This is a genomic window from Microbispora sp. H11081 (genome assembly GCF_012999535.1).
Classification (GTDB): Bacteria; Actinomycetota; Actinomycetes; order Streptosporangiales; family Streptosporangiaceae; genus Microbispora.
Map to the genome: position 1 here is coordinate 1 of NZ_JABBWV010000002.1, position 21,961 is coordinate 21,961.

Genomic DNA, 21,961 nt, shown 5'->3' on the forward strand with positions numbered 1-21,961 from the left:
GTTACGGCGGTTATAGCGGTAGGGAAACACCCGGTTACTTTCCGAACCCGGAAGTTAAGCCTGCCAGCGCCGATGGTACTGCACCGGGGACGGTGTGGGAGAGTAGGACGCCGCCGGACAATCTTTCGAATAACGTGGAGGCCATCCCGGTTGGGGTGGCCTTCACGCGTTTACGGGGACTGTGGTGCTCCCCCAACCACCAGTCGAGGGGTGCCGGGCGGAGGTGAAAGCCCCCGCCGAGGCCCCGGTGGTGGCGATGGGGCGCTAGGCTGGATGGGCCGGGCCACCCACGGGTGGCCTTCGTCGCATCGGACGAGAAACGAAGGCTGCGGGGGACGCGATCTCAGCGGACCCGCGGCGAAACAACGTGTCTTCCCTGCAACTCATCGGGTATGGGGTTGAGCCCCAATAGTCAGGACATCGGGAAGACGGAGCCCTGCGGCCGGCGAACCGGACGCGGTGAGCAAGCAACAGAGGACAGAAGTGAACAGAGAAGACGGGCGCGACGGCGCGGGCCGTGGCGGAGACAACCGCGAAGAGCGTAGAGACCGGGGCGAGCGCCCCGGAGGATCCCGCGGCAACGGAGGAAGCGGCGGCTTCGGCGGTCGCTATGGAGAGCGGCGAGAAGGCTTCCGCAGCGACCGTGGAGAGCGCGGCGACCGCCCGTTCCAGTCCGACAGGCGCGGCTCCCGCGACCAGGGCGGTCCGTCCGGACGTGGGTTCGGTGCACGCGGCCGCGATGACAGGACGTCCGGCTCCCAGGGGGATCGTCCGAGGAGCGGCGGCTACGGTGACCGCGATGACCGTGGTCGGCGTCCCTTCGGTGGCGGGGATCGCGCGGGCGGCCGTACCGACGATCGCGGTGGCAACCGCGAACGCGACTGGGGCCGGAGCAACGAGCGCGGCGGCGACAGGCCGCGTGGCGCCGGCGGCTTCGAAGGGCGGCGGGACCGCGTCTACCAGGACAGGGACGCCTCCCGGACCGATCGGCCGAGCCGCTCTTATGCCGACCGTGACGACTCCCGCGGCCGGGGAGGCTTCCGGGACCGCGACGACCGCGGCGGTCGGCCGTTCCGGTCGGACGATCGCGACAGCCGGCCGTACGGGGAGCGCCGTACGGATCGGCGCGAAGGCGGCGGGGGCGGAGATCGGCCCCAGCGGCAGGGCGGCGGCTTCGGCGGTCGTTACGGCTTCCGCGAGCGCGACGGCCGCGAGAACCGGGAAGGCGGAGCGAGCCGGGAGGGCCGCTCCTTCACTCCTCGGTACGAGCGCGACGACCGTGGGGGCTCCGGCAGTCGCCCGTCGCGACGTCCCGACCAGGAGCGCGGCTACGGCAGGGACGACAGGGGTGGCAGGGGCGGCGAGCGCCCGGACCGTCCCCGGCGTCCTTACGGAGACCGGGCTCCTTACGGAGATCGGGGTCCGGATCGAGGAGGGGATCGAGGCCAGGACAGGCGCCCGGACAGAGGCTTCGGAGGCGAGGAGCGGCCGCGGCGTCAGTTCGGCGACCGTGACGCCAGGGGCGGCGAGGACAGGCCGAGGCGCTCCTACGCCGACCGGCAGGGCGCGGGCGGCGGTGACCGCTACCGCGACCGGGACTCCTCGTTCCGCGACAGGCCGCGCGGCACGTCGGGGGACAGGCCCGGCGGCTCTTTCCGTGACCGCGACGACAGACCTTCGGGCGGCGACCGCCGCGACGAAGGCGCACGGACTTTGCGTGGGCGTGCGCCGGGTTCCGGTGACCGGCCGCGGCGCGATTCCGGCGGTGACCGTGGTGGCCGTCCTTTCGGCAGGGACCGTGACGAGTCCAGGTCCTACGGAGGCGATCGCGGTGCGCCGCGTCCGTTCAGCCGCGACGATCGGGGCGGCAGCAGGACCCGCTACGGCCGGCCGGACGAGCAGAGCAGGCCGAGGGCGCGCGAGGAGATTCCTCCGCTGGAGCCGGACATCTCGCCCGACGAGCTGGACCGGGAGGCGCGTGCGGAGCTCCGCTCGCTGCCGAACGACCTGGCGGACCTCGTGGCGAGCCACCTCGTGGCGGCCGCCCGTGCGCTGAGCGCGGAGGAGCCGGAAAGGGCGTACGAGCACGCCAAGGTGGCCCGCCGCTTCGCGGGCAGGATCGGCGTGGTCCGTGAGGCGACCGGCATCGCCGCCTACCACGCGGGCCAGTACGCCGAGGCGCTCGGCGACCTTCGCGCCGCCAGACGGATGACCGGCTCGGACGAGTTCCTGCCGATCATGGCGGACTGCGAGCGTGGTCTCGGGCGGCCCGAGCGGGCACTCGACCTCGTCCGGACGCGCGAGGCCGAACGGCTGGACCGCGCAGGGCGGATCGAGCTGGCCATCGTCGAGTCGGGAGCCCGTCGTGACCTCGGTCAGCACGATGCCGCTGTCATCACGCTCCAGCGGGTGCCCGAGCTGCGCGACCCTCAGCCCAGGCCATGGTCGGCACGGCTGGCTTTCGCGTACGCGGACGCCCTGGCCGACGCGGGCCACGAGGAGGCGGCGACCGACTGGTTCGCCCGCGCGATGGCGTTCGACGAGGACGGCGAGACCGACGCGGCCGATCGATACGCCGAGCTGACCGGCGGGCTCATCGAGGACCTCGAGGAGGACGACGACGAGTTCGGCATCGAGGGCGGCGACATCCTCGACGACCTTCCCGAGGACGACGCTATCCGGGAGAAGGTCCAGGCCGAGGCGGACGAGACCGTCCTCCCCGAGGCTGAGGCGTCCTCCGGCGAGGTCGTCCAGGGCAGCGAGCCCGCGGAAGTCGGCCTGGCGGCGGATGGCCCGGCAGAGGACGGTGCGGTGGAGGACGGCCCGGTGGAGGATGGTGCGGTGGAGGACGGCCCGGTGGAGGATGGTGCTGTGGCGGCGAGTGAACCCACCGCCGACGGCGTGAGCGCTGAGGCCGCGGACGACGACGGCCCGGCGGCCGGCGAGGCGCCCGTGCCCGCGACGTCCCCGGTCGTTGAGGCGGCCAATCAGGCCACTGAGGCGCCTGGTGCGGAGGCCCCCAGCCAGGCTTCGGTGAAGGAGAGCGCGCCGTCCTTCGGCCCCGCGTTCATCGAGCCGAACTTCGGCGACGTGCTCGACGACCCGGAGGAGCCCGAGGATCGGGTGAAGCACCAGTCCTGAGGTGTTGGAACGGGCGTCGCCGTGGCGGCGCCCGTTCTGTTTTGCCCTTGGAGAAAGGCCCGGCCCCGGAGGTCCGGAGGTCAGCGGGGAGTCCGGTCCAGCCAGTGCATGATCCCCGCGACGTTCGACGGCGCACCGCTCAGCAGCTCGAACTGCTCGGCGGTGGCGGCGTCGGCGCGCAGCGCGGCGTACCGCTCCTGTGTGCGGTCGCGCACCATCGCGACGGCGTGGTCGAGGTCGAGGCCCTCGGCGCGGGCCCGCCTGGTGAGGTCGACCCAGAGCCGGAGCTCTTCGGCGGACCGTTCGAGCGTCGTGGGCACGTCGTCCACGGGCCCGTAGTGGCTGAAGAGCAGCCGCTGCGGGGCCAGGGCCGTGAACAGCGCGATCGAGTCGAGAGCGACGTCGAGGTCGAAGTCCGGCGGCGGCGTGGCGGGCCGGAGATCTCCGGTCTCGGGCAGGTACACGCCGGCGGCGTCGCCCACGTAGAGGTCTCCTGTGAGCGAGTCCAGCAGGCCCACGTGGTGTTTGGCGTGACCGGGGGAGTAGTGGCTCGCCAGGGTGCGGCCGTTGCCCAGGTCGATCGTCCCGGTGTCGCCCAGGGCCCGGATGCGGGCCGCGTCGGTGGGTGCGAGAGTGCCGAACAGCACGTCGAGCTTGTCGCCCCAGACCATCTTGGCGCTCGCCATGAGCCGGGACGGGTCGGCGAGATGGCGGGCGCCCTTCTCGTGAACGACGATCTCCGCGGACGGATAGTAGTTCGCGATGTCTCCAACACCGCCTGCGTGATCGAGATGGATGTGGGTGACGACGACGGTCGCGAGATCGTCCGGTCCCACTCCGAGAGACGACAGGGCGTCCCTGACCACGGGAGCCGAGGTCGAGGTGCCCGTCTCTACCAGGCACGGACGGTCGCCGAGGATCAGGTAGCCCGCGGTGATGCCGGAATAGCCCGCCATCCGGGTGTCGATCTCGTAGACGTCGCCGCCGAGTGGAGTCACGTTGTCCACAGCCACTCCTGTAACTAGAACCGGTATCCACAGAATGGCATTCAGGGAGTCGCCGGCCCAACCTGGTCGCGCACAGTGGTCTTCGTGCGGAGAGGAGATCACATGCACCGCAACGAGGTGACGCTGGCCGGTCGGCTGTCCATGGAGCCGGCGCACCGGGAACTGCCGAGCGGAGCCCTGCTCACACAGTGGCGCCTCGCGGTCCGCAGGCCGGGAGGCCGTCCGGGTTTCCAGCGGTCCGACGCGATCGAGTGCGCGACGTTCGACGACGGGGTGCGCGACATGCTGGCCGAGTGGCGGCTCGATGATCTGGTCGAGGTGGAAGGGGCGCTGCGCCGCCGGTGGTGGCGCGGCGGCAGCCGCTACGAGGTCGAGGTACGCAGGGCGGTTCGCGTCGAACCGGCCGCCGTGCCCGCAGGAAGGCGGCGCGGCAGGGCGCACCGTACGGATGACGCCGCCTCCGGGGACGACTCCGCCATCGGGGACGACTCCGCTAAGACCGCTCACGCCGGGCATGCCGCGGCTGCGCTCCCCGAGACCGGGCCGGTCGAGGTGCTTGAGGTCCCTGACACCCGGGAGGCTTCCGCGAGCGACGAAGCCGGCGCCGCGTCCCGCGATCAGGACGTCGCCGGCTCGCCGGAGGCCGCCGGTGAGACGGCAGTCAGTCGGTGGCGAAGGTCCGCATGACCAGACCGGTCCTGGGCTTGGGGCCGAACGAGGTCGACTTGCGCGGCACCCGCTCACCCTGCGCCGCGACCGCGAGGACGTCCTCCGTGGACAGCGGGTTCAGCAGCACCGCTGTTCCACCCAGCCGCCGCGCCCTTTCCACGGCGGCGAGCGCGTCGTGGTGCACGACCATCACCGACTGCTCGCTGTCGACGATTCCCCACACCCTGGGTAGGAGGAACGCCGTGAGAATCGAGGTGTCCAGCGTTCGCCACCGCGCGGACCATCCGGACGGCATGGCGTGTTCGACCTGGAGCGGGTCCGGGTCCGTCAGCAGGTGCGCGGGGCCGTCGCCGGCGAGCACGAAGGCGGGGCCCGCTGCCGTGGCGAGGCCCTCGAGCGCCTCCTCGATCAGGGCGAACTCGTGCACCTGCCAGGCACCCTTGGCCCTGGCGGCGGCCTCCTGCAGGGGCAGCCCGGGGATGACCCGGTGGATGGCCTTGAGGTCGGGCGGGTAGACCGTCGAATCCACCAGGTACGCCAGGCCGTAGTCCCAGGGGCCGGGGCCGACGTGGTCCTTCTGCAGCGCCTCGTAGGTGGCGTAACGGTGGTGGCCGTCGGCGATGAGCGCCTGGCGATCACGCAGGTCCTCCGCCACGGCGTCGATCTCGTGGGGATCGGTCACCGCCCAGAGCCGGTGGTGCACGCCCTCACGGGTCCGGACGTCCATCAGGGGGAATCGTTGCGTCGCCACGTCGTCGACGAGCCGGGAGGCGGTGCCGCCGCCTTCGTACACCAGGAAGATCGGCTCGAAGTTGGCCTGGGTGGCCCGCATCAACGCGAGCCGGTCGGCGACGGGCTCCGGCAGCACGTTCTCGTGCGGAAGGATCGAGGACGACCCGATTCCCACGCCGCCGATCAGGCCCCGCTGCAGGAAACCGACCCCGCTCTGCTCGTACACGTAGAGGCCGGGCAGGGAGTCGACCGCGAGCACTCCCTCGGCGAGCCACTCGCTCAGCGCGGCGCTCGCCTCGCCGTAGTGGCTGACCCCGGGAAGGATCAGGCGCGCCACGTTGTTCGGATGACGACTGAGCAATTCCCGCAGTTCCTCAGGGGAGATGAGGTCGTACGGCGGGGAGGTGACAGCGGCCATGTTGTCCACCGCGTAACGGACGCCGTGGAACGGACGTAGCACCAGTCCCGCCCGTTCAGAACTCTCCATACCGGGCATGTTGCCATAAGTGCCCGGAATCCCCGACGCTGCGGTGCTCGGTTGCTTGCGAAATCGGAGTGCAGGAGGGCTTACCCGATGATCGAAGGTCGAAACGAGGCCTCTGCTTCTTCCAATGATCCGGGCGGCACGCCCACCGGTGGCGTCTACGAGTGGTTCCAGCGCGGCATGAGACTTCTCGAAGAGGGCAGCCCGGCCGCGGCCGCGGCGATTCTGGAGCACGCCGCACGGGCCGAGCCCGACTCTCGGAGCATTCGCGAGGGGCTCGCCCGTGCCCAGTTCAACTCCAAGCGGTACGACGAGGCGGCGGGCAGTTTCCGCTGGATCGTCGACGCCAATCCCGCCGAGGACTACGCCTACTTCGGTCTTGGCCTGTCGCTGTGGCGCAGCGGAGACCTCGAAGGAGCGCAGGAACCCCTCGCGGTGGCCGTGGCGATGCGCCCCGACCTCCGTCACTACGTGTCCGCGCTGAAGCAGGTGCGGGCCACGCTACGGGCGAGGCGTGCGTGACCGTAGGCGATACTTCCGCCATGTCAGAAAACACCGGCGCTCTCGTGGACGCCTACGACACGTTGCTGCTCGACCTCGACGGTGTCGTCTATCTCGGGAAACAGGCGGTCCCCGGTGCGCCGGAGGCGCTGGTGAAGGCCCGGGACCTGGGTGTGCGGCTCGCGTACGTGACGAACAACGCGTCCCGCACACCGGGGGCGATCGCCCAGCACCTCAGCCAGTTGGGCGTTCCCGCCGCTCCGGCGGATGTGGTCACATCCGCCCAGGCGGCGGCCCGGCTGGTCGCGGAGCGCGTGCCGGCGGGCTCCGCGGTCCTGGTGGTGGGCGGCATGGGCCTGCGGATGGCGTTGCGCGAGCACGGCCTGCGTCCTGTCACGACGGCCATGGACGATCCCGCCGCCGTGGTGCAGGGCATCGCCGAGAACCTGTCCTATGGGCTGCTGTCCGAAGGCGCGCTCGCCGTGCGCCGGGGAGCGTGGTTCGTCGCGGCCAACGGTGACACGACCATGCCGACGGGCCGGGGCGAACAGCCAGGAAACGGGGCGATGAGCCGCGTGATCGCCACCGCCGCGGGAGTCGAACCCGTCGTCGCGGGCAAACCGGAGCCGCCGCTGCACCGCGAGTCGATGATCCGGACCCGCGCCGAGCGGCCACTGATCGTGGGCGACCGGCTCGACACCGACATCGAGGGCGCCACCCGGGCCGGTGTCGACAGCCTGCTCGTGCTGACCGGCGTCGCCGGACCTCTCGACGTGCTCACCGCCGCGCCCCGGCACCGGCCCACCCACATAGCCGCCGACCTGTCCGGCCTGCACGCGCCCGTGGTCCCCGTACGGCCGGGCCTGGGCGGCTGGACCTGCGGCGGCTGGACGGCCGCGTGGCAGGACGGGAAGCTCGTGCTCACCGGGGAAGGCGACCCGGTCGATGGGCTGCGCGCGGCGTGCGCCGCCACCTGGGAGGCCGCGGGGGACGGCCAGGCGGACGAGGACGCGGTCAAGGCCGCGCCGGCATCGCTCGGCCTCTGAGTCGCTCGGCCTCTGAGTCGCTCGGCCTCTGACGGGTGTCCAGGCCGGCGGCCGTGCCCGGCCGCCGGCACGGGACGCGCGGTCCGAGCCCCGCTCGGCCGGGAAGCAGGGGAGGGGTCAGAGGAGTTTGCGCAGGCGCAGCAGGTCGCCGAGGCTGGCGTCGATCTTGACCCGGCCGCTCAGCAGCGCGCGGCCCATGTCGAGTTCGCCGTTCACCATCGAGACCAGGTCCTCGCTCCCGAGCGTCAGCTTGACCTCGGCGGGCCGCCCGTCCTCCGGGGGCACCTCTTTGAAGGGGTCGAGACCGTCCTGGTGGACGCGGCCGTAGAACGTCACGCCGAGATCGGAGATCCGGCAGGCGAGCCGGCGTTCGACCACGTGCTTGGCACGGTCTTTCTCGCTGATCTCGTCGAACTGCTCGACGAGCTTGTCCAGCGCCGCCCGGCATTCCTCGACGGTCGCCATGCGCCTGCCTCTCTCTCCGCGGACCGTGTCTCCTCGTGAACCGCGGCTCCTCGTGCCGTGCGCGGATCACCGGTCGACGATGTGACTTCCCTCCATCTACCGACAGTAGCTTTCCACGGCGGGACTGCGCGAAATCCGCGCCGTTACCTGGAATGGCGGCCGCCACGAGGCGAGAAAGGCGAGGTACGGCCCCGGCCGGTCCCCGCCGAACGGGCGGATGGCGCACGATCGTCGGTGGCGTCCGATAGCGTCGATGCGACCAGCGCCGCAGCGGGGCCGTACGAGGATCCGCCGCGGCGTGGGCCGCGTGCGCCGTACGGCACGTCCGGGGCCCGGTCCGGCGAGAGCACGGGCCGCGGGCTCCGGCGCGGATGGCATGCCGCGCGGGGGTCATGACGGGGCAGCGCAGCAGGAAGGGACCATGACGGACAGCGGTATCGCGGCCGGCGAACATCTCGCCTCGGGCGCCGACGGGGTGCAGGCCGCTCTGTCTCCTCTCGCACGGCTGGCTCACGCGCCGGTGCCGGAGCACGTCGGCGTCTTCGAGCAGGTCCTGGCCGGCCTCGAAACGGTGCTCGCCTCCGTGGAGGACGCCGGCGGGCCGCAGGCGGGAGCCGGCGGCGACGGGAAGAACGGCGGAGAGAGCGACCGGTGAGCACCACGAGAGCGGACGGCGGGCGCCGCGAACGCCCGGCGCGGGACGCCGCGGCGGGGCGGGTCCGATGAAGCGCGTCCGGCTGGACAGCGAGCTCGTGCGCCGCGGGCTCGCCCGTTCCAGGGAGCAGGCGGTCCAGCTCATCGAGGCGGGCCGGGTAAGTGTGAGCGGCAGGGTGGCGGGCAAGGCGGCCACCCAGGTGGACACCGCCGCCCCCATCGTGATCGCAGAGGCGGCGGACGGGCCCGATTATGTGTCGAGGGGCGCCCACAAGCTGCTCGGCGCGCTGCGGGCGTTCACCGGGCTGCGGGTGGAGGGCCGCCGATGCCTCGACGCGGGAGCATCGACCGGCGGCTTCACCGACGTGCTGCTGAGGTGCGGCGCCGCGCATGTGCTCGCGGTCGACGTGGGGTACGGCCAGCTCGCCTGGTCGCTGCGCACCGACGAGCGGGTCACGGTGATGGAGCGGGTCAACGTCCGCGACCTGACCCCGGAGATGGTGGGCGAGCCGCCGACGCTGATCGTCGGGGATCTCTCCTTCATCTCGCTCCGGCTCGTCCTGCCGGCCCTGGTGGGCTGCGCGGCCGAGGTGGCGGAGTTCGCGATGCTGGTCAAGCCGCAGTTCGAGGTCGGCAAGGAGCGCGTGGGGCAGGGAGGCGTCGTGCGCGACCCGGCCCTGCGGGCGCAGGCGGTGCGGGACGTCGCGGCGTCGGCGCGCTCGCTGGGCCTGACGGTCAAGGGAGTGACGGCGAGTCCGTTGCCCGGACCGTCCGGAAACGTGGAGTACGTGCTGTGGCTCGGGAAGGGACCGGGACACGAGCCGGTGCCCGACGTGGACGCCGCCGTCGACACGGCGATAGCGGAGGGACCCCGGTGAGAGCGGGCGGCGAGGCGTGGAGACGATGAACGCGATGAGCACGGGCAGCGTGGCGGGCGACCGGGCGGACGCCAAGAGGACCGTCCTGGTGACGGCGCACACGGGCCGGGAGGCAGCCGTCCGCAGCGCCCGCCTGGTCGTGGAACGGCTGATCGAGGCGGGCATCAACGTCCGGGTGCTCGACGAGGAGGCCGAGGAGCTCGGCCGCGTCCACGCGGAGGTCGTCCCGGAGAACGAGGCGGCGCTGGAGGGCGCCGAGCTGATCATCGTCCTGGGCGGTGACGGCACGCTGCTGCGCGCCGCCGAGCTGGCCCGCCCGGCCGCCGTGCCGCTGCTCGGCGTGAACCTGGGCCATGTGGGCTTCCTGGCCGAGGCGGAGGTGGAGGACCTGGCGTCGGTGGTGGACCGGGTGGTCGAGGGCGGCTACGAGGTCGAGAAGCGCATGACGGTCGAGGTCGTCGTGCGCCTCAACGGCTCGGTGCTCGCGCGGACCTGGGCGCTCAACGAGGCGTCGGTCGAGAAGAAGGACCGCATGCTGGAGGTCGTGGCGGAGATCGACGGCCGCCCCCTGTCGCGCTGGGGGTGCGACGGCGTGATCTGCGCGACCCCCACAGGGTCGACGGCGTACGCGTTCTCGGCGGGCGGCCCGGTCGTCTGGCCCGAGGTGGAGGCGCTGCTCCTCGTGCCCAACAGCGCCCACGCGCTGTTCGCCCGGCCGATGGTCGTGTCGCCGGAGTCCACGCTCGCGCTGGAGATCCTCCCCGACACCAGCGCCGGGGTGCTGTGGTGCGACGGGCGCCGACGCTTCGACATCCCGCCGGGGGCCCGCGTGGAGGTACGCAAGGGCGAGGTGCCGGTGCGGCTGGCCCGCCTGCTCGGCGTAGAGGCCACCGGGGCGCCCTTCACCGACCGTCTGGTGGCGAAGTTCGGGCTGCCGGTGCAGGGCTGGCGGGGCCGGGTGCGCTCCGGCTGACCGCGAAGGGGCCGCGAAGGGCCACGGAGGGACCAGGGAGAGATCCGGAGGGTCCAGGAAGGGACCGCGGAGACAGCCGCCGTCCACAGCAGGTGTGGCGGTTGGTGGTGATATGCCGGATGAGCAGGGCGTTCGTGTCCACAGATTCTCATTCGGGTCGCGGGCCGATACCGCCGTCCTCGAAAATCTTGACGAGTTACGCGTAGGATCTCTGGCGAGTTCGGTCGGCAAAACGGGAGGGACCAGTGCGGCCACGGGTCGAGGAGGTCCGCATCCAGGGGCTCGGCGTGATCGACGAAGCCATCCTGGAGCTGTCACCGGGATTCACCGTCGTCACGGGTGAGACGGGAGCCGGCAAGACGATGGTCGTCACCGGCCTCGGCCTCCTGTTCGGAGGGCGGGCCGACCCGGCCAGGGTCCGGCCGGGCGCCGACAGGGCCACGATCGAGGGCACGCTCGTCGTCGAGCCGGAGGGCCGCGTGGCGCAGCAGGTCGCCGACGTCGGCGGCGAGGTCGAGGACGGGCAGCTCATCATCTCCCGGTCGGTCTCCGCCGAGGGCCGCTCCCGCGCCTGGCTGGGCGGCCGTGCCGTTCCGGTGGGCACCCTGACGTACATCGCCGACGACCTCGTGGCCGTGCACGGCCAGATGGACCAGCAGCGACTGCTGCAGCCCGGCAGGCAGCGCGCGGCGCTCGACCGCTACGCCGGCGACGAACTGGTCAAACCCCTGCGCGCCTACGAGCAGGCCTACAAGCGGCACAAGCAGGTGGGCGAGCTGCTCCACGAGCTGACCGTCAAGGCCAGGGAGCGGACGCAGGAGGCCGACGTGCTGCGGTTCGGCCTTGAGGAGATCGAGAAACTGGAGCCGAGGCCGGGTGAGGACGCCGAGCTGAAGGAGGAGGCCGAGCGGCTCTCCCACGCCGACGCGCTGCGCACCGCCGCCACGACCGCGCACACGGCGCTGCTCGGGGATCCGATGGCGGGCGGGCAGGACGTGCAGGACGCCGTGTCGCTGCTCGGCCACGCCAAGGCGGCCGTGGAGTCGGTGCGCGACTTCGATCCCGCGCTCGCCGGGCTGGCCGACCGCCTGGCCGAGGCCGGATACCTGGTCTCCGACGTGGCGACCGAGCTTGCGGCGTACGCCGAGTCGGTCGAGGCCGACCCGGCGCGGCTCGCGGCGGTGCAGGAGCGCAGGGCGGCGCTCAACGGGCTCATGCGCAAGTACGGCGAGGACGTCTCGGCCGTCCTCGCCTGGGCGCAGCGGGCCGCCGAAAGGCTGACGGAGCTCGACGGCGACGACGAGCGCATCGAGGAGCTGACGCGGGAGCACGGCGAGCTCGCCGAGCGGGTGGGCGAGCTGGCCGGTGAGCTGACCGCGATCCGGACCGCGGCGGCCGAGCGGTTCGGCCGGGCCGTGACCGAGGAGCTGACCGCGCTAGCCATGCCGCACGCCCGGGTGAGTGTGGCGATCACCGCGGCGGAGGGCTTCGGCCCGCACGGTGTGGACGAGGTCGAGCTCCGGCTGGCCTCGCATCCCGGCGCGCCCCCGCTGCCGTTGACCAAGGGCGCCTCGGGGGGCGAGCTGAGCCGGGTGATGCTCGCCATCGAGGTGGTCTTCGCCGGCGCGGACCCCGTGCCGACGTTCGTGTTCGACGAGGTCGACGCTGGTGTGGGCGGCAAGGCGGCCGTGGAGATCGGCAGGCGGCTGGCCAAACTCGCGAGGACCGCGCAGGTCATCGTGGTCACCCACCTGCCGCAGGTGGCGGCCTTCGCCGACCAGCACCTCGTGGTCGAGAAGGCGAGCGACGGCAGGGTGGTCCGCAGCGGCGTCGTGACGCTCGACCAGGAGGGCCGCGAGCGGGAGCTGTCGCGGATGCTCGCCGGTCTGGAGGACTCGGAACTCGGCCGGGCCCACGCGGCCGAACTGCTGTCGATCGCCGCCGCGGACAAGGCCGCATGGAGGAAGGGATCCTCGGGCGGGTCCACGCGCCAGGGCCGCCGCGGCCAGGGCTGAGCGCCAGGGCCCGAGAGGCCGGCTGAGCGTGCCGCGGTTTGCCGGCTCATGGCCGGACGGCGGGCGGAGTGTCCCGGACCGGCTCACGGCCGGGCAGGCCGGCCGCCTGTGAATGGAGGCCGGCCCGACCTGCCGGGCGCGTACACTCGGCGGGACGAGCACGGGGGTGACGTTTGGAGTGGGGCATGCCGGGAAGCAGTCAAGCCCCGGCGACGAGGGGGCGAGGAAACGGGGGTCGGACGTCCTCACTGATGGTGTGTGCCGGCCCCGGCCGCCCTGGCCGGCGTACTTCGGCAACATCTCTGACTTGCGGTGAGAAATCAGGCGAGCCGTGGGGTGTGGAAGCGTGGCGGTCGCCGCCTCTGGCAGGATGGTCATGATGAAGGTCCCGAGCTTGTATGTTCTGGGCCTCCGCCGCAGGAAGGCCGACGGCCTTCCCGGGGTGACGGCAGTGGCGAGAATCGACAGGCGGACGAAGAGGCTGACCAAGCGCCTCAAGGCCGGGGAAATCGCGATTATCGATCACGTTGACGTCGACCGGGTCAGCGGGGAGGCTCTCGTCGCGTGCGGCGCGGCCGCCGTGGTCAACGTCGCCGCGAGCATCAGCGGCCGTTACCCCAACCTCGGGCCGCAGATCCTGATCGACGCGGGCATTCCCCTGATCGACAACGCGTCGCCGGAACTGTTCGAGCGGATCGCGGACGGCGACGTGATCCGCGTCCACGAGGGCATGGTCTACCTCGGCGAGGAACTGATCGGCAAGGGCCAGTGCCAGACCGCCGAGAGCGTCGAGGCGGCGATGACCGAGGCCCGCGCGGGCCTGGCCGTCCAGATCGAGGCGTTCGCCGCGAACACGATGGAGTACGTGCGCCGCGAGCGTGACCTTCTGATCGACGGGGTCGGCGTGCCCGACATCCGCACCTCCCTGGAGAACCGCCACGCCCTCATCGTGGTGCGGGGTTACCACTACAAGGAGGACATCGCCACGCTGCGGCCGTACATCCGGGAGTACCGCCCGGTGCTGATCGGCGTCGACGGCGGGGCGGACGCGCTGCTCGACGCGGGGTACGCGCCCGACATCATCGTGGGCGACTTCGACTCCGTCTCGGAGAAGGCGCTGTGCTGCGGCGCCGAACTGGTCGTCCACGCCTACCGCGACGGGCGGGCGCCGGGGCTGGAGCGGGTGCGCAAGCTCGGTCAGGAGGCGGTCGTGTTCCCCGCGACCGGGACGAGCGAGGACATCGCCATGCTCCTCGCCGACGACAAGGGCGCCACGCTGATCGTCGCGGTCGGCACCCACTGGACGCTCGACGAGTTCCTGGACAAGGGCAGGTCGGGCGCGGCGAGCACGTTCCTCACCCGCCTGCGGGTGGGCAGCAAGCTCGTGGACGCCAAGGGCGTGAGCAGGCTCTACCGCAGCCGGATCTCCGCGCCCTCCCTCATGCTGCTCGTGGCCACCACGCTGGTCACGATCGGCGTCGTGCTCTCGGTGTCGCCGATCGGCCAGGTGTGGCTGAACGGCCTGCGCGTGGCCTGGAACGGCTTCATCTTCTGGCTGGTCGGACTTTTCTCGTGATCGATTTCCGTTATCACCTCGTCTCGATCGTGGCGATCTTCCTCGCGCTCACGGTCGGCATCGTGCTGGGCAGCACCGTGCTGGAGCCCACGTTCTTCAAGTCGGCCGAGGAGATGACCGCGTCACTGCGGCAGGCCAACGAGAAGTACCTGACGCAGATCTCGGACCTGCAGAGGCGCGGGGAGGGCGGCGACTCGCTGGTCACCACCCACCTGCCCGAGCTCGTGCGCGGTCAGCTCGCGGGGGAGCGGGTCGTGCTCGTCGAGGCGCCGGGCGCGTCGGCCGCGCTGCGCGACCCGATGGAGCGGCTCCTGACGAGCGCGGGCGCCGTCTACAGCGGCAGGATCAGCCTGACCGACAAGTTCATCGACCCCGAGCAGGCGAACGTGGTGGACGGGCTGGCCACCAACCTCGCCGCCGCCGGCACCGTCTTCCCCGACGAGGCGACGCCGTACGACAAGGCGGCGGCGATACTCGCCGGCGCGATCGTGACCAACGACCGCGCGCAGGCGGGCCAGGCCAATCCCGCGGCGACCGGTGTGCTGGAGGCGTTCCAGGCCGGCGACTTCCTGACCCTGAACGGCGACCCGGAGCAGCGCGCCACGATGGCCGTCGTGCTCGCGCCGTCCCAGCCGTACGAGGGGGAGGACGCGGGCCGGCAGACGGACGCGATCGTCGCGGTGGCGGCCGGGCTCGACGGCGGCGCCCTCGGCACCGTCCTCGCGGGCACCGTCACCGCCTCCGGCGCGGGCGGGGTCATCGCGGCCCTGCACGACACCGGCCGGGTGGCCTCCGCCGTCTCGACGGTCGACACCGTCGATTTCGCGGCGGGTCGCGTCGTCGTGGTCTACGCTCTGCGGGAGCAACTGACCGGCCGTTCCGGCGCGTACGGCATCGGCAGCGGCGCGACGGCGTTCGAGCCCGCGGTGACCGAGCCCAGTGAGACCCCCACCCCGGCGGCGAGCCGGGGCTGAGCCGCCGGGCGGCACACCAACGGAGAGAAGGGCAACAGCCGTGGCCACACGTTCCCAGGCCGGCACCCGCGCCGCCGCGGCGCTCGGGGCCGCCGTGGGCGCCGCGCTCGGCGCGGCCGCCGCGCGTGCCGCCTTCGCCGCGTTCCGGCGCCGTCCCCCGATCGGTGACGAGAAGACCGCGGACGAGTACTGGACCCGGGTCAACCACCGGGGGGAGCCGGTCACGCTGCTGGAGGGTCCCGCGTTCGCCGCGGGCGCGGTCGCCGCGTCCGCGCTCGCCCCAGGCCTGTCCGTACGAGCCCGCGCGGCGGCCGTGCTCGCCGGTGCGGGCAGCGGCGTCCTCGGCGCCTACGACGACCTGTTCGGCTCGACCTCGTCGAAGGGGTTCAAGGGCCACCTGGCCGCGCTCGCGCGCGGGGAGGTGACCAGCGGCGCGGTCAAGATCCTCGGCATCGGCGCGACCGGGCTCGCCGCGGCGGCGCTCGCCCCGCGCGACGGCCGGGGCGACGGCCGGGGCGTGGTGACGCGGTCCCTCGACACGCTCGTCGACGGCGCGCTGATCGCCGGCAGCGCCAACCTGGCCAACCTGTTCGACCTGCGGCCCGGCCGCGCGATCAAGGTGGGGCTGCTCGCCGGGGCGCCCCTGCTGGCCGCTTCGATCGCGGCGCCGTACGGCCCGCGCTCCCGCCAGGCGGCCGCGCTGACCGCCGTTCCGCTGGGCGCGGCGGCGGCGCTGCTGCCCGAGGACCTGGGCGAGCGGGCCATGCTCGGCGACGCGGGGGCGAACGCGCTCGGCGCGCTGCTCGGCCTGGCCGCGACCGCCCGGCTCGGCCGGACAGGCCGGATCGCCGCGCTCGGTGTCGTCGCCGGTCTCACCGCCGTCTCGGAGAAGGTCAGCTTCACCAAGGTCATCGCGGGAAACCCGGTGCTCAACCGGGTCGACATGCTGGGCCGCCGCGCTCCGCGGCCCGCCCCCGGCACGTCGGCGCCGCGCGCGTGACCTGGACGACCATGGGGCGTACGGCACCGCCATGGATGAACTGCATGGTTAAGCGGCATGGATAGGCGGCATGGTTAGGCGGCTCGGGGCGGGCATCGCCGGGGCGGCGGTCCTCATCGGGGTCATCACGGTCCTGGCTCGGGTGACCGGCTTCGCCAAGCAACTGGCGTTCGCCCGCGCGGTCGGCACGAACTGCCTGGCCAGCGCCTACTACACGGCCAACAACGTGCCGAACATCGTCTTCGAGGTCGTGGTGGGCGGCGCGCTCGCCGGCATGGTCGTCCCGGTGCTCGCGGGCGCCGCCGCCAGATCGGACGGCGGGGGGCGCGAGGAGATCGGCCGGATCGCCTCCGCGCTGATGACCTGGGTGCTGGTGCTGCTGGTGCCGCTCGCGGTGCTGACCACGCTGGTCGCGGCGCCCGTGGCCGGCCTGCTCGTCGGCTCCCGGCTGGGCGGCTGCGACACCGGTCAGGTCGCCGCCGTGGCCGCGCGCATGCTGGTCGTCTTCGCGCCGCAGATCCCGTTGTACGGCATGGCCGTGGTGCTCTACGGCGTGCTGCAGGCCCATCGCCGATTCTCCGGGCCGGCGCTGGCGCCGCTGGTGTCGAGCGTGGTGGTCGTCGTCGCGTACCTGGCCTTCGGACCGCTCAGCGGCGGCCACAAGGACCCCGCGACGGTGCCGGGACCGGCCGAGGCCGCGCTGTCGGTGGGCACCACCCTCGGGGTGCTGGCCCTGGTCGTCACGGTGGCCTGGCCCACGAAGCGGCTCGGCCTGCGGTGGCGGCCCACGCTCCGCTTCCCCGACGGCGTCGCCGTACAGGTGCGGCGGCTGGCCCTGGCCGGGCTGAGCGCGCTGGTCGCCCAGCAGGCCGCCGCGGCGATCCTGATCCCCGTGGCCAACAGCGTCGGCGGGGGCGCGCTGCCCGCGTACAACTACGCCTGGGCGATCTACCAGGTGCCGTACGCCGTGCTCGCGGTGCCCATCGCGACCAGCGCGTTCCCGGCGCTCGCCGCGCTCGCCCAGGGCGGGAGCGAGGGCTTCGCGGCGCTGGCGGCGCGGACGACCCGCGCGGTCGTGCTGGTCTGCGGCCTGGCCGCGGGCGCGCTCGCCGCCATCGCGGCGCCGGTCGCGCAGGTCTTCCTCGCCCAGGCCGACACCGAGGTCGCGGCGGCCGAGTTCGCCAGGGGGATCGCGTTGTTCGCGCCGGGGCTGATCGGCTACGGCCTGGTGGCGCACCTCAGCCGGGTGCTGTACGCCGACGGGCGCGGCAGGGCGGCGGCCAGGGGCCAGGTCGCCGGCTGGCTTGTCGTGGCCGTGGCCCAGGTGGCGTTCGTCCTGGTGCTGCCGGACGGCTGGGGTCTGGGCGGGCTCGCGCTCGGCCAGGCGGCCGGCATGACGGTGGGGGCCGCGCTGCTGCTGGCCTCGGTCGTGCGGGCACGGGGGGCGCGGGCCGTCCACGGCGTCGCGCGGGCGGGTCTCGCGGCCCTGCTCGGCGGGGGCGCGGGCTTCCTCGCGGGCGCGGCGGCGGCCCGGCTGCCAGTGGCGGGGGAGGGGCCGTGGGGCGGTCTCCTGACGGCCGCTCTGGCCGGTCTGACGGCCGTGGTCGCGGGGCTCGTCGTGGCCGCGCTGGTGGACCGCGGGGATCTGGCCGCCGTCCTGTCCGGGGTCAGGCGCAGAAGAGGCGCGAGCCCGGCGGAGCGGCCGGCCGAGGAGACGGTGTGAACGAGGCAGTCGACGAGGACGGCCGGCGGGGCGCCGGGTCGCGCGCTCCACGCACGACCGGGCTCCCGGCCGCGGGCGAGGAGCGGACATGGGCCGGATAGTGCTCGTGCTCGGGTCGAGCATGGGTGGCGTGGGCAGGCACGTGCGGATGCTCGCCGGGGGGCTGGCCGCGCGGGGTCACCGGGTGCTGGTCGCGGGTCCCGGCGGCACCGAGGAGGCCTTCGGCTTCACCGGCGCGGGCGCGGGCTTCGCCGAGGTGGAGATCGCCGACCGGCCGCACCCGGCGCACGACCTGCGGACCGTGCTGCGCCTGCGCAGGCTCGCCCGCGGCGCCGACGTCGTCCACGCCCACGGACTTCGGTCCGGGGCGCTGGCCGCGCTGGCGCTCACCGGGTCGCGGGGGTGGCCGCGTCTCGTGGTCACCCTGCACAACGCGGTCACGGCGGGCGGCGCGATCGGGATGGTCTACCGCCTGCTGGAACGGATCGTGGCCCGGCGCGCGGACCGCGTTCTGGCGATCTCGCCGGACGTCGCGGAGCGCATGCGGGCGAGGGGCGCCCAGGGGGTGGACCTCGCGGTGGTGCCCGCGCCGCCGCTCGCGGAACCGGGCCGTCCGGCGGACAAGGTGCGGGCCGAGATCGCCGCCCGGCTGCCCGGCGCGGCGCACCCGACGCGGGCCGCGCGGGAGCGGCCGATCCTGCTCACGGTCGCCCGGCTGGCCCAGCAGAAGGGCCTGGAGACGCTGCTCGACGCGGCGGCCGGGCCGTACAAGGGGGACCCGGTCTTCGTGGTCGCGGGCGACGGGCCGTTGCGGGCGGAGCTTCAGGCCCGCGTCGACGCCGAGGAACTGCCCGTGGTGCTGTACGGCTGGGCCGACCCGGCCGACCTGCTCCAGGTCGCGACGGCGGTGATCGTGCCCAGCAGGTGGGAAGGGCAGCCGCTGAGCGTCCAGGAGGCGCTGCGGGCGGGCAGGCCGGTCATCGCGACACGGGTCGGCGGCATCCCGGAGATGGTGGGCGAGGCGGCCCTGCTGGTGCCGCCGCAGGACCCGGGCGCGCTGAGCCGGGAGATCGGCCGCCTGCTCGGCGATCCCGCCCTGGCCGCCCGCCTGGCCGAGGCGTCCGTACGGCGGGGCGGGGAACTGCCCGACGAGGACGCGGCGCTGCGCGCGGTGCTGAGGGCGTACGGGCTCGCCTCCTAGGAGCGACCGGGGGTGGCGGGAGGGTGCGAGCACCCTCTCGCGCGGGCCAGAGAAGTCCATCGGCCCGGTGAGTCTGCGGGTTTCGGCCCGGGATCGCCGGTGTTCCGGCGAGGATTAGGTGAGGCCAGGCCTGATCCCTATACTGAACGGGTTGGGGGGGAGTATCCCTTCGCGGCGGTTCCGTCATCACGGTGTATGCACCCGGGGCCGTCGGTCCGTCCTTCGCGTACGGGCGGGAGAGACCTCCGGCAGTGTGTTCAGCGCGCGCGCCGGAGGTCGTCGTGGTACATGCCCCAGTATGGTTGTGGGCCCTGGTCATCGTGGGTCTTCTCGTTGTGCTCGCGGTCGACCTGTGGATCGTCGACCGTGGTGAGCCCCGCGAGTTCTCGATGCGGCAGGCCAGCATCTGGGTGGGCTTCTACGTCTCCCTGGCGGTGCTGTTCGGCATCGGGTTGACGATCTGGGAGGGCCCGGGGACCGGTGGCGAGTTCTTCGCGGGCTATCTGACGGAGTACAGCCTCAGCGTCGACAACCTGTTCGTCTTCTACATCATCATGACCCGCTTCGGGGTCCCCCGGATCTACCAGCACAAGGTCCTGCTCGTGGGCATCGTCCTCGCGCTCGTCATGCGCGGGATCTTCATCGCCATCGGGGCCGCCGCGCTGAGCCGTTTCGGCTGGCTGCTGTACGTGTTCGGGGTCTTCCTGATCTACACGGCGTACACGCTGATCCGGGACCACAACAAGGCCGACGAGGAGTTCAGCGAGAACATCCTCCTGCGCTGGGCGCGGCGGGTCTTCCCGACCACCCCCGACTACGTCGGCTCCCGGGTGACCGTGCGGGTGGACGGCAGGCGCATGGTCACGCCCATGCTGATCGTGATGATCGCCATCGGGACCACCGACCTGCTGTTCGCCCTCGACTCGATTCCGGCCATCTTCGGCCTCACGAAGTCGGCCTTCGTCGTCTTCTCGGCGAACGCGTTCGCCCTGATGGGACTGCGTCAGCTCTACTTCCTGCTCGGTGGTCTGCTGCAGCGGCTCGTCTACATCAGCTACGGATTGGCGTTCATCCTCGGTTTCATCGGGGTTAAGCTGATTCTCGAAGCACTCCACGAGAACGAGGTCTCCTGGGCTCCCCAGATCCCCATCTGGGTCTCGCTGGCGGTCATCGGTGTGACCATGACCGTGACCACCGTCGCCAGTCTCGTCAGGGCGCGCCGCGTCGACAGGACCAGCACTCCGGGGGGAGCCTCACAGTCGGAGGCCTCTCAGGCGGAAGCTCCGCAGGGCTAGCGAAAACGGGCACTCACCCTGTTTGCTTATTCTCGTTGTGCCACGCATTGACTGCCGAATCGGTAATATCGATCGTTAGCTCGTATGCCGGTCCATAGTCGCCAGAAGAGTACAAAGGTCATCTGTGTCCAACGAATCGTTGCCCCGCGGCCCTGAATTCGGGCCCGCGCAAAGTGCCCGGGGACGAGTCAGGCTCGCACGCGGGGTGTCCCCGTGGCTGGCTCCGACCGCCGCCGCGGCGGCCGTCACCGCCGTCCTTACTCGCAGGTCGCCCCGTTGGGCGCTGGCCGCGGCGCCACTCGCCGCACTGACCGGCGGGATGCTGTGGTTCTTCCGCGATCCCGAGCGCGTCGCAGGCGAGGGCAGGCTCATCTCTCCCGCCGACGGCGTCGTGCAGAGCATCGACCCCTGGCCGGACGGCCGCACCCGGGTCGCGATCTTCATGAGCCCGCTCAACGTGCACGTCAACCGGGCGCCGGCGGCAGGCACCGTCCTCTCCGTCGAGCACGTGCCCGGCGGCTTCGTGCCCGCGTTCAACAAGGACAGCGACCAGAACGAGCGTGTCGTCTGGCATTTCGACACCGTGCTCGGTGACATCGAGATGGTGCAGATCGCCGGAGCCGTCGCGCGCCGCATCGTGCCGTACCTGTTCGCGGGGGCGAAGGTCCTCCAGGGCGAACGGGTCGGGCTCATCCGTTTCGGCTCCCGGGTGGACGTCTACCTGCCCGAGGGAATCAGGCCGGCGGTCACCGTCGGCACCAGGACCGTCGCGGGGGTGACGCGCCTTGACCACGTCTGACCTCGGAGCCGAAGCCTCCTGGCCGGTGGAGGAGGCGGCGGACGAGCCACGCGGGCCCGTCGGCAAGGCCTTCCGCCTGTCTGCCGCAGACTCGCTCTCGCTCGGCAACGCGCTCAGCGGGTTCCTCGCCGTCTGCGTGCTCGCCTGGTCGGCGATCAGCGACCTGCAGGCCAGCGGCAAGTTCGCCCCCGACCCGCGGTTCTTCGGCACGGCCGTGGTGCTGCTGCTCATCGGCGCGACCTGCGACCTGTTCGACGGCCTGGTGGCGAGGAAGTTCCGCGCGTCCGCGATGGGCGCAGAACTGGACAACCTCGCCGACGTGATCAGCTTCGGCTTCGCGCCCGCCTTCATGGTGATGATCTGGGCCGGTTTCTCCGGCAAGCTCCCGTTGTGGCTGGTGTTGTGTGCGGCCGGGTCCGTCCTGATCGCCGGCGTCGTACGGCTGGCCAGGTTCGCCTGTGTGAAGACCAAGAGTGGCGACTTCATGGGACTGCCGATCCCGATGGGCGCCATGACCGTGGTGTCGATCGTGCTGCTCTTCCAGCCGAACTACGTCACGATCGCCGCCATCTTCGGTGTGGCCTGGCTGATGGTCAGCCGCATCGAGTATCCCAAGCCGAAGGGCAACCTGGCCGCCGTCGTGCTGGCCTGGATGCTGATCAACGTGGCGTGCCTGACGATCTGGGCGGCCGGCCTCGCCGGCGGCGACCAGCTCATCAAGGTGGGCGCCACCATGCAGATCGCGATCGTCTCCGCCATTCCGCTTCGGGTTCTCATGTTCAAACAGCAGCAGCGCAGGGAACGACGCTCGGAGAACGCGGGCTGACG

19 protein-coding genes and 1 rRNA gene are annotated in these 21,961 nt (G+C 72.4%); 17 read left to right on the plus strand and 3 right to left on the minus strand.

The features are described 5' to 3' along the window. Positions 1-2 precede the first annotated feature (2 nt). Both rrf and HHX31_RS33540 read left to right on the plus strand, forming a co-directional pair. Positions 3-119: ribosomal RNA gene (gene rrf, locus HHX31_RS05235) — 5S ribosomal RNA — on the plus strand. Positions 120-1,713: 1,594 nt separating this feature from the next. Then, entirely contained in the window at positions 1,714-3,141 is a 1,428-nt protein-coding gene (locus HHX31_RS33540) for a hypothetical protein (protein WP_249345640.1), read from the plus strand. 80 nt (positions 3,142-3,221) lie between these two features. Here the strand turns inward: HHX31_RS33540 and HHX31_RS05245 are convergent, their stop codons facing one another. Next, entirely contained in the window at positions 3,222-4,148 is a 927-nt protein-coding gene (locus HHX31_RS05245) for an MBL fold metallo-hydrolase (RefSeq protein ID WP_311931598.1), read from the minus strand. Between the two features lie 102 nt (positions 4,149-4,250). Here HHX31_RS05245 and HHX31_RS05250 point away from each other — a divergent pair, with 102 nt between their 5' ends. Further along, complete coding sequence (locus tag HHX31_RS05250; protein ID WP_169945651.1) at positions 4,251-4,835, plus strand: single-stranded DNA-binding protein; 585 nt, start codon at positions 4,251-4,253, stop codon at positions 4,833-4,835. Here the strand turns inward: HHX31_RS05250 and HHX31_RS05255 are convergent. After that, positions 4,810-6,036: a DUF1015 family protein gene (locus HHX31_RS05255; RefSeq protein WP_249345641.1), complete on the minus strand. Its 1,227-nt coding sequence runs from the start codon at positions 6,034-6,036 to the stop codon at positions 4,810-4,812. The two genes, HHX31_RS05250 and HHX31_RS05255, sit on opposite strands and share 26 nt — an antisense overlap. 87 nt (positions 6,037-6,123) lie before the next feature. On the opposite strand from HHX31_RS05255, the gene HHX31_RS05260 reads away from it, so the two are divergent. Both HHX31_RS05260 and HHX31_RS05265 read left to right on the plus strand, forming a co-directional pair. Beyond that, complete coding sequence (locus tag HHX31_RS05260) at positions 6,124-6,555, plus strand: M48 family metallopeptidase (RefSeq protein ID WP_169945655.1); 432 nt, start codon at positions 6,124-6,126, stop codon at positions 6,553-6,555. A gap of 20 nt (positions 6,556-6,575) precedes the next feature. Continuing rightward, complete coding sequence (locus HHX31_RS05265; protein ID WP_169945657.1) at positions 6,576-7,580, plus strand: HAD-IIA family hydrolase; 1,005 nt, start codon at positions 6,576-6,578, stop codon at positions 7,578-7,580. A 117-nt stretch (positions 7,581-7,697) separates the two neighbouring features. Here HHX31_RS05265 and HHX31_RS05270 read toward each other — a convergent pair whose 3' ends face one another. Then, positions 7,698-8,045, minus strand: a complete 348-nt coding sequence (locus HHX31_RS05270) for an SCP2 sterol-binding domain-containing protein (protein ID WP_169945659.1) — start codon at positions 8,043-8,045, stop codon at positions 7,698-7,700. Positions 8,046-8,466: 421 nt separating this feature from the next. Between HHX31_RS05270 and HHX31_RS05275 the strand changes: the two genes are divergently transcribed. From HHX31_RS05275 to pssA, 12 genes are all read left to right on the plus strand, one after another. Next, positions 8,467-8,700 carry a hypothetical protein gene (locus HHX31_RS05275; RefSeq protein ID WP_169945661.1) on the plus strand — a complete coding sequence of 78 codons (234 nt, stop codon included), beginning with the start codon at positions 8,467-8,469 and terminating at the stop codon, positions 8,698-8,700. 67 nt (positions 8,701-8,767) lie between these two features. Then, positions 8,768-9,577, plus strand: coding sequence for a TlyA family RNA methyltransferase (locus HHX31_RS05280; protein WP_169945663.1), 810 nt, complete (start codon positions 8,768-8,770; stop codon positions 9,575-9,577). A gap of 34 nt (positions 9,578-9,611) precedes the next feature. Then, positions 9,612-10,550 carry an NAD kinase gene (locus tag HHX31_RS05285; protein WP_169945665.1) on the plus strand — a complete coding sequence of 313 codons (939 nt, stop codon included), beginning with the start codon at positions 9,612-9,614 and terminating at the stop codon, positions 10,548-10,550. A 245-nt stretch (positions 10,551-10,795) separates the two neighbouring features. Beyond that, the gene (gene recN / locus HHX31_RS05290; RefSeq protein WP_169945667.1) at positions 10,796-12,565 is read left to right on the plus strand and encodes a DNA repair protein RecN; all 1,770 of its coding nucleotides are present in this window, start codon (positions 10,796-10,798) and stop codon (positions 12,563-12,565) included. A 379-nt stretch (positions 12,566-12,944) separates the two neighbouring features. Continuing rightward, positions 12,945-14,141, plus strand: coding sequence for a putative cytokinetic ring protein SteA (gene steA, locus HHX31_RS05295; protein WP_169945669.1), 1,197 nt, complete (start codon positions 12,945-12,947; stop codon positions 14,139-14,141). After that, the gene (locus HHX31_RS05300; RefSeq protein WP_169945671.1) at positions 14,138-15,115 is read left to right on the plus strand and encodes a copper transporter; all 978 of its coding nucleotides are present in this window, start codon (positions 14,138-14,140) and stop codon (positions 15,113-15,115) included. The genes steA and HHX31_RS05300 overlap by 4 nt, the downstream gene beginning before the upstream one ends. 40 nt (positions 15,116-15,155) lie before the next feature. Then, the gene (locus HHX31_RS05305; RefSeq protein WP_311931599.1) at positions 15,156-16,115 is read left to right on the plus strand and encodes a hypothetical protein; all 960 of its coding nucleotides are present in this window, start codon (positions 15,156-15,158) and stop codon (positions 16,113-16,115) included. A gap of 70 nt (positions 16,116-16,185) precedes the next feature. Then, a complete protein-coding gene (murJ, locus tag HHX31_RS05310; protein WP_169945673.1) occupies positions 16,186-17,838 on the plus strand; it encodes a murein biosynthesis integral membrane protein MurJ in 1,653 nt (550 codons plus the stop codon). Between the two features lie 88 nt (positions 17,839-17,926). Next, positions 17,927-19,039, plus strand: coding sequence for a glycosyltransferase family 4 protein (locus HHX31_RS05315; RefSeq protein WP_169945675.1), 1,113 nt, complete (start codon positions 17,927-17,929; stop codon positions 19,037-19,039). 281 nt (positions 19,040-19,320) lie between these two features. Continuing rightward, positions 19,321-20,334: a TerC family protein gene (locus tag HHX31_RS05320; protein ID WP_169945677.1), complete on the plus strand. Its 1,014-nt coding sequence runs from the start codon at positions 19,321-19,323 to the stop codon at positions 20,332-20,334. Positions 20,335-20,473: 139 nt separating this feature from the next. Further along, positions 20,474-21,133 carry a phosphatidylserine decarboxylase gene (locus HHX31_RS05325; RefSeq protein WP_169947110.1) on the plus strand — a complete coding sequence of 220 codons (660 nt, stop codon included), beginning with the start codon at positions 20,474-20,476 and terminating at the stop codon, positions 21,131-21,133. Further along, entirely contained in the window at positions 21,120-21,959 is an 840-nt protein-coding gene (gene pssA, locus HHX31_RS05330) for a CDP-diacylglycerol--serine O-phosphatidyltransferase (protein WP_169945679.1), read from the plus strand. The genes HHX31_RS05325 and pssA overlap by 14 nt, the downstream gene beginning before the upstream one ends. Positions 21,960-21,961: the final 2 nt, after the last annotated feature.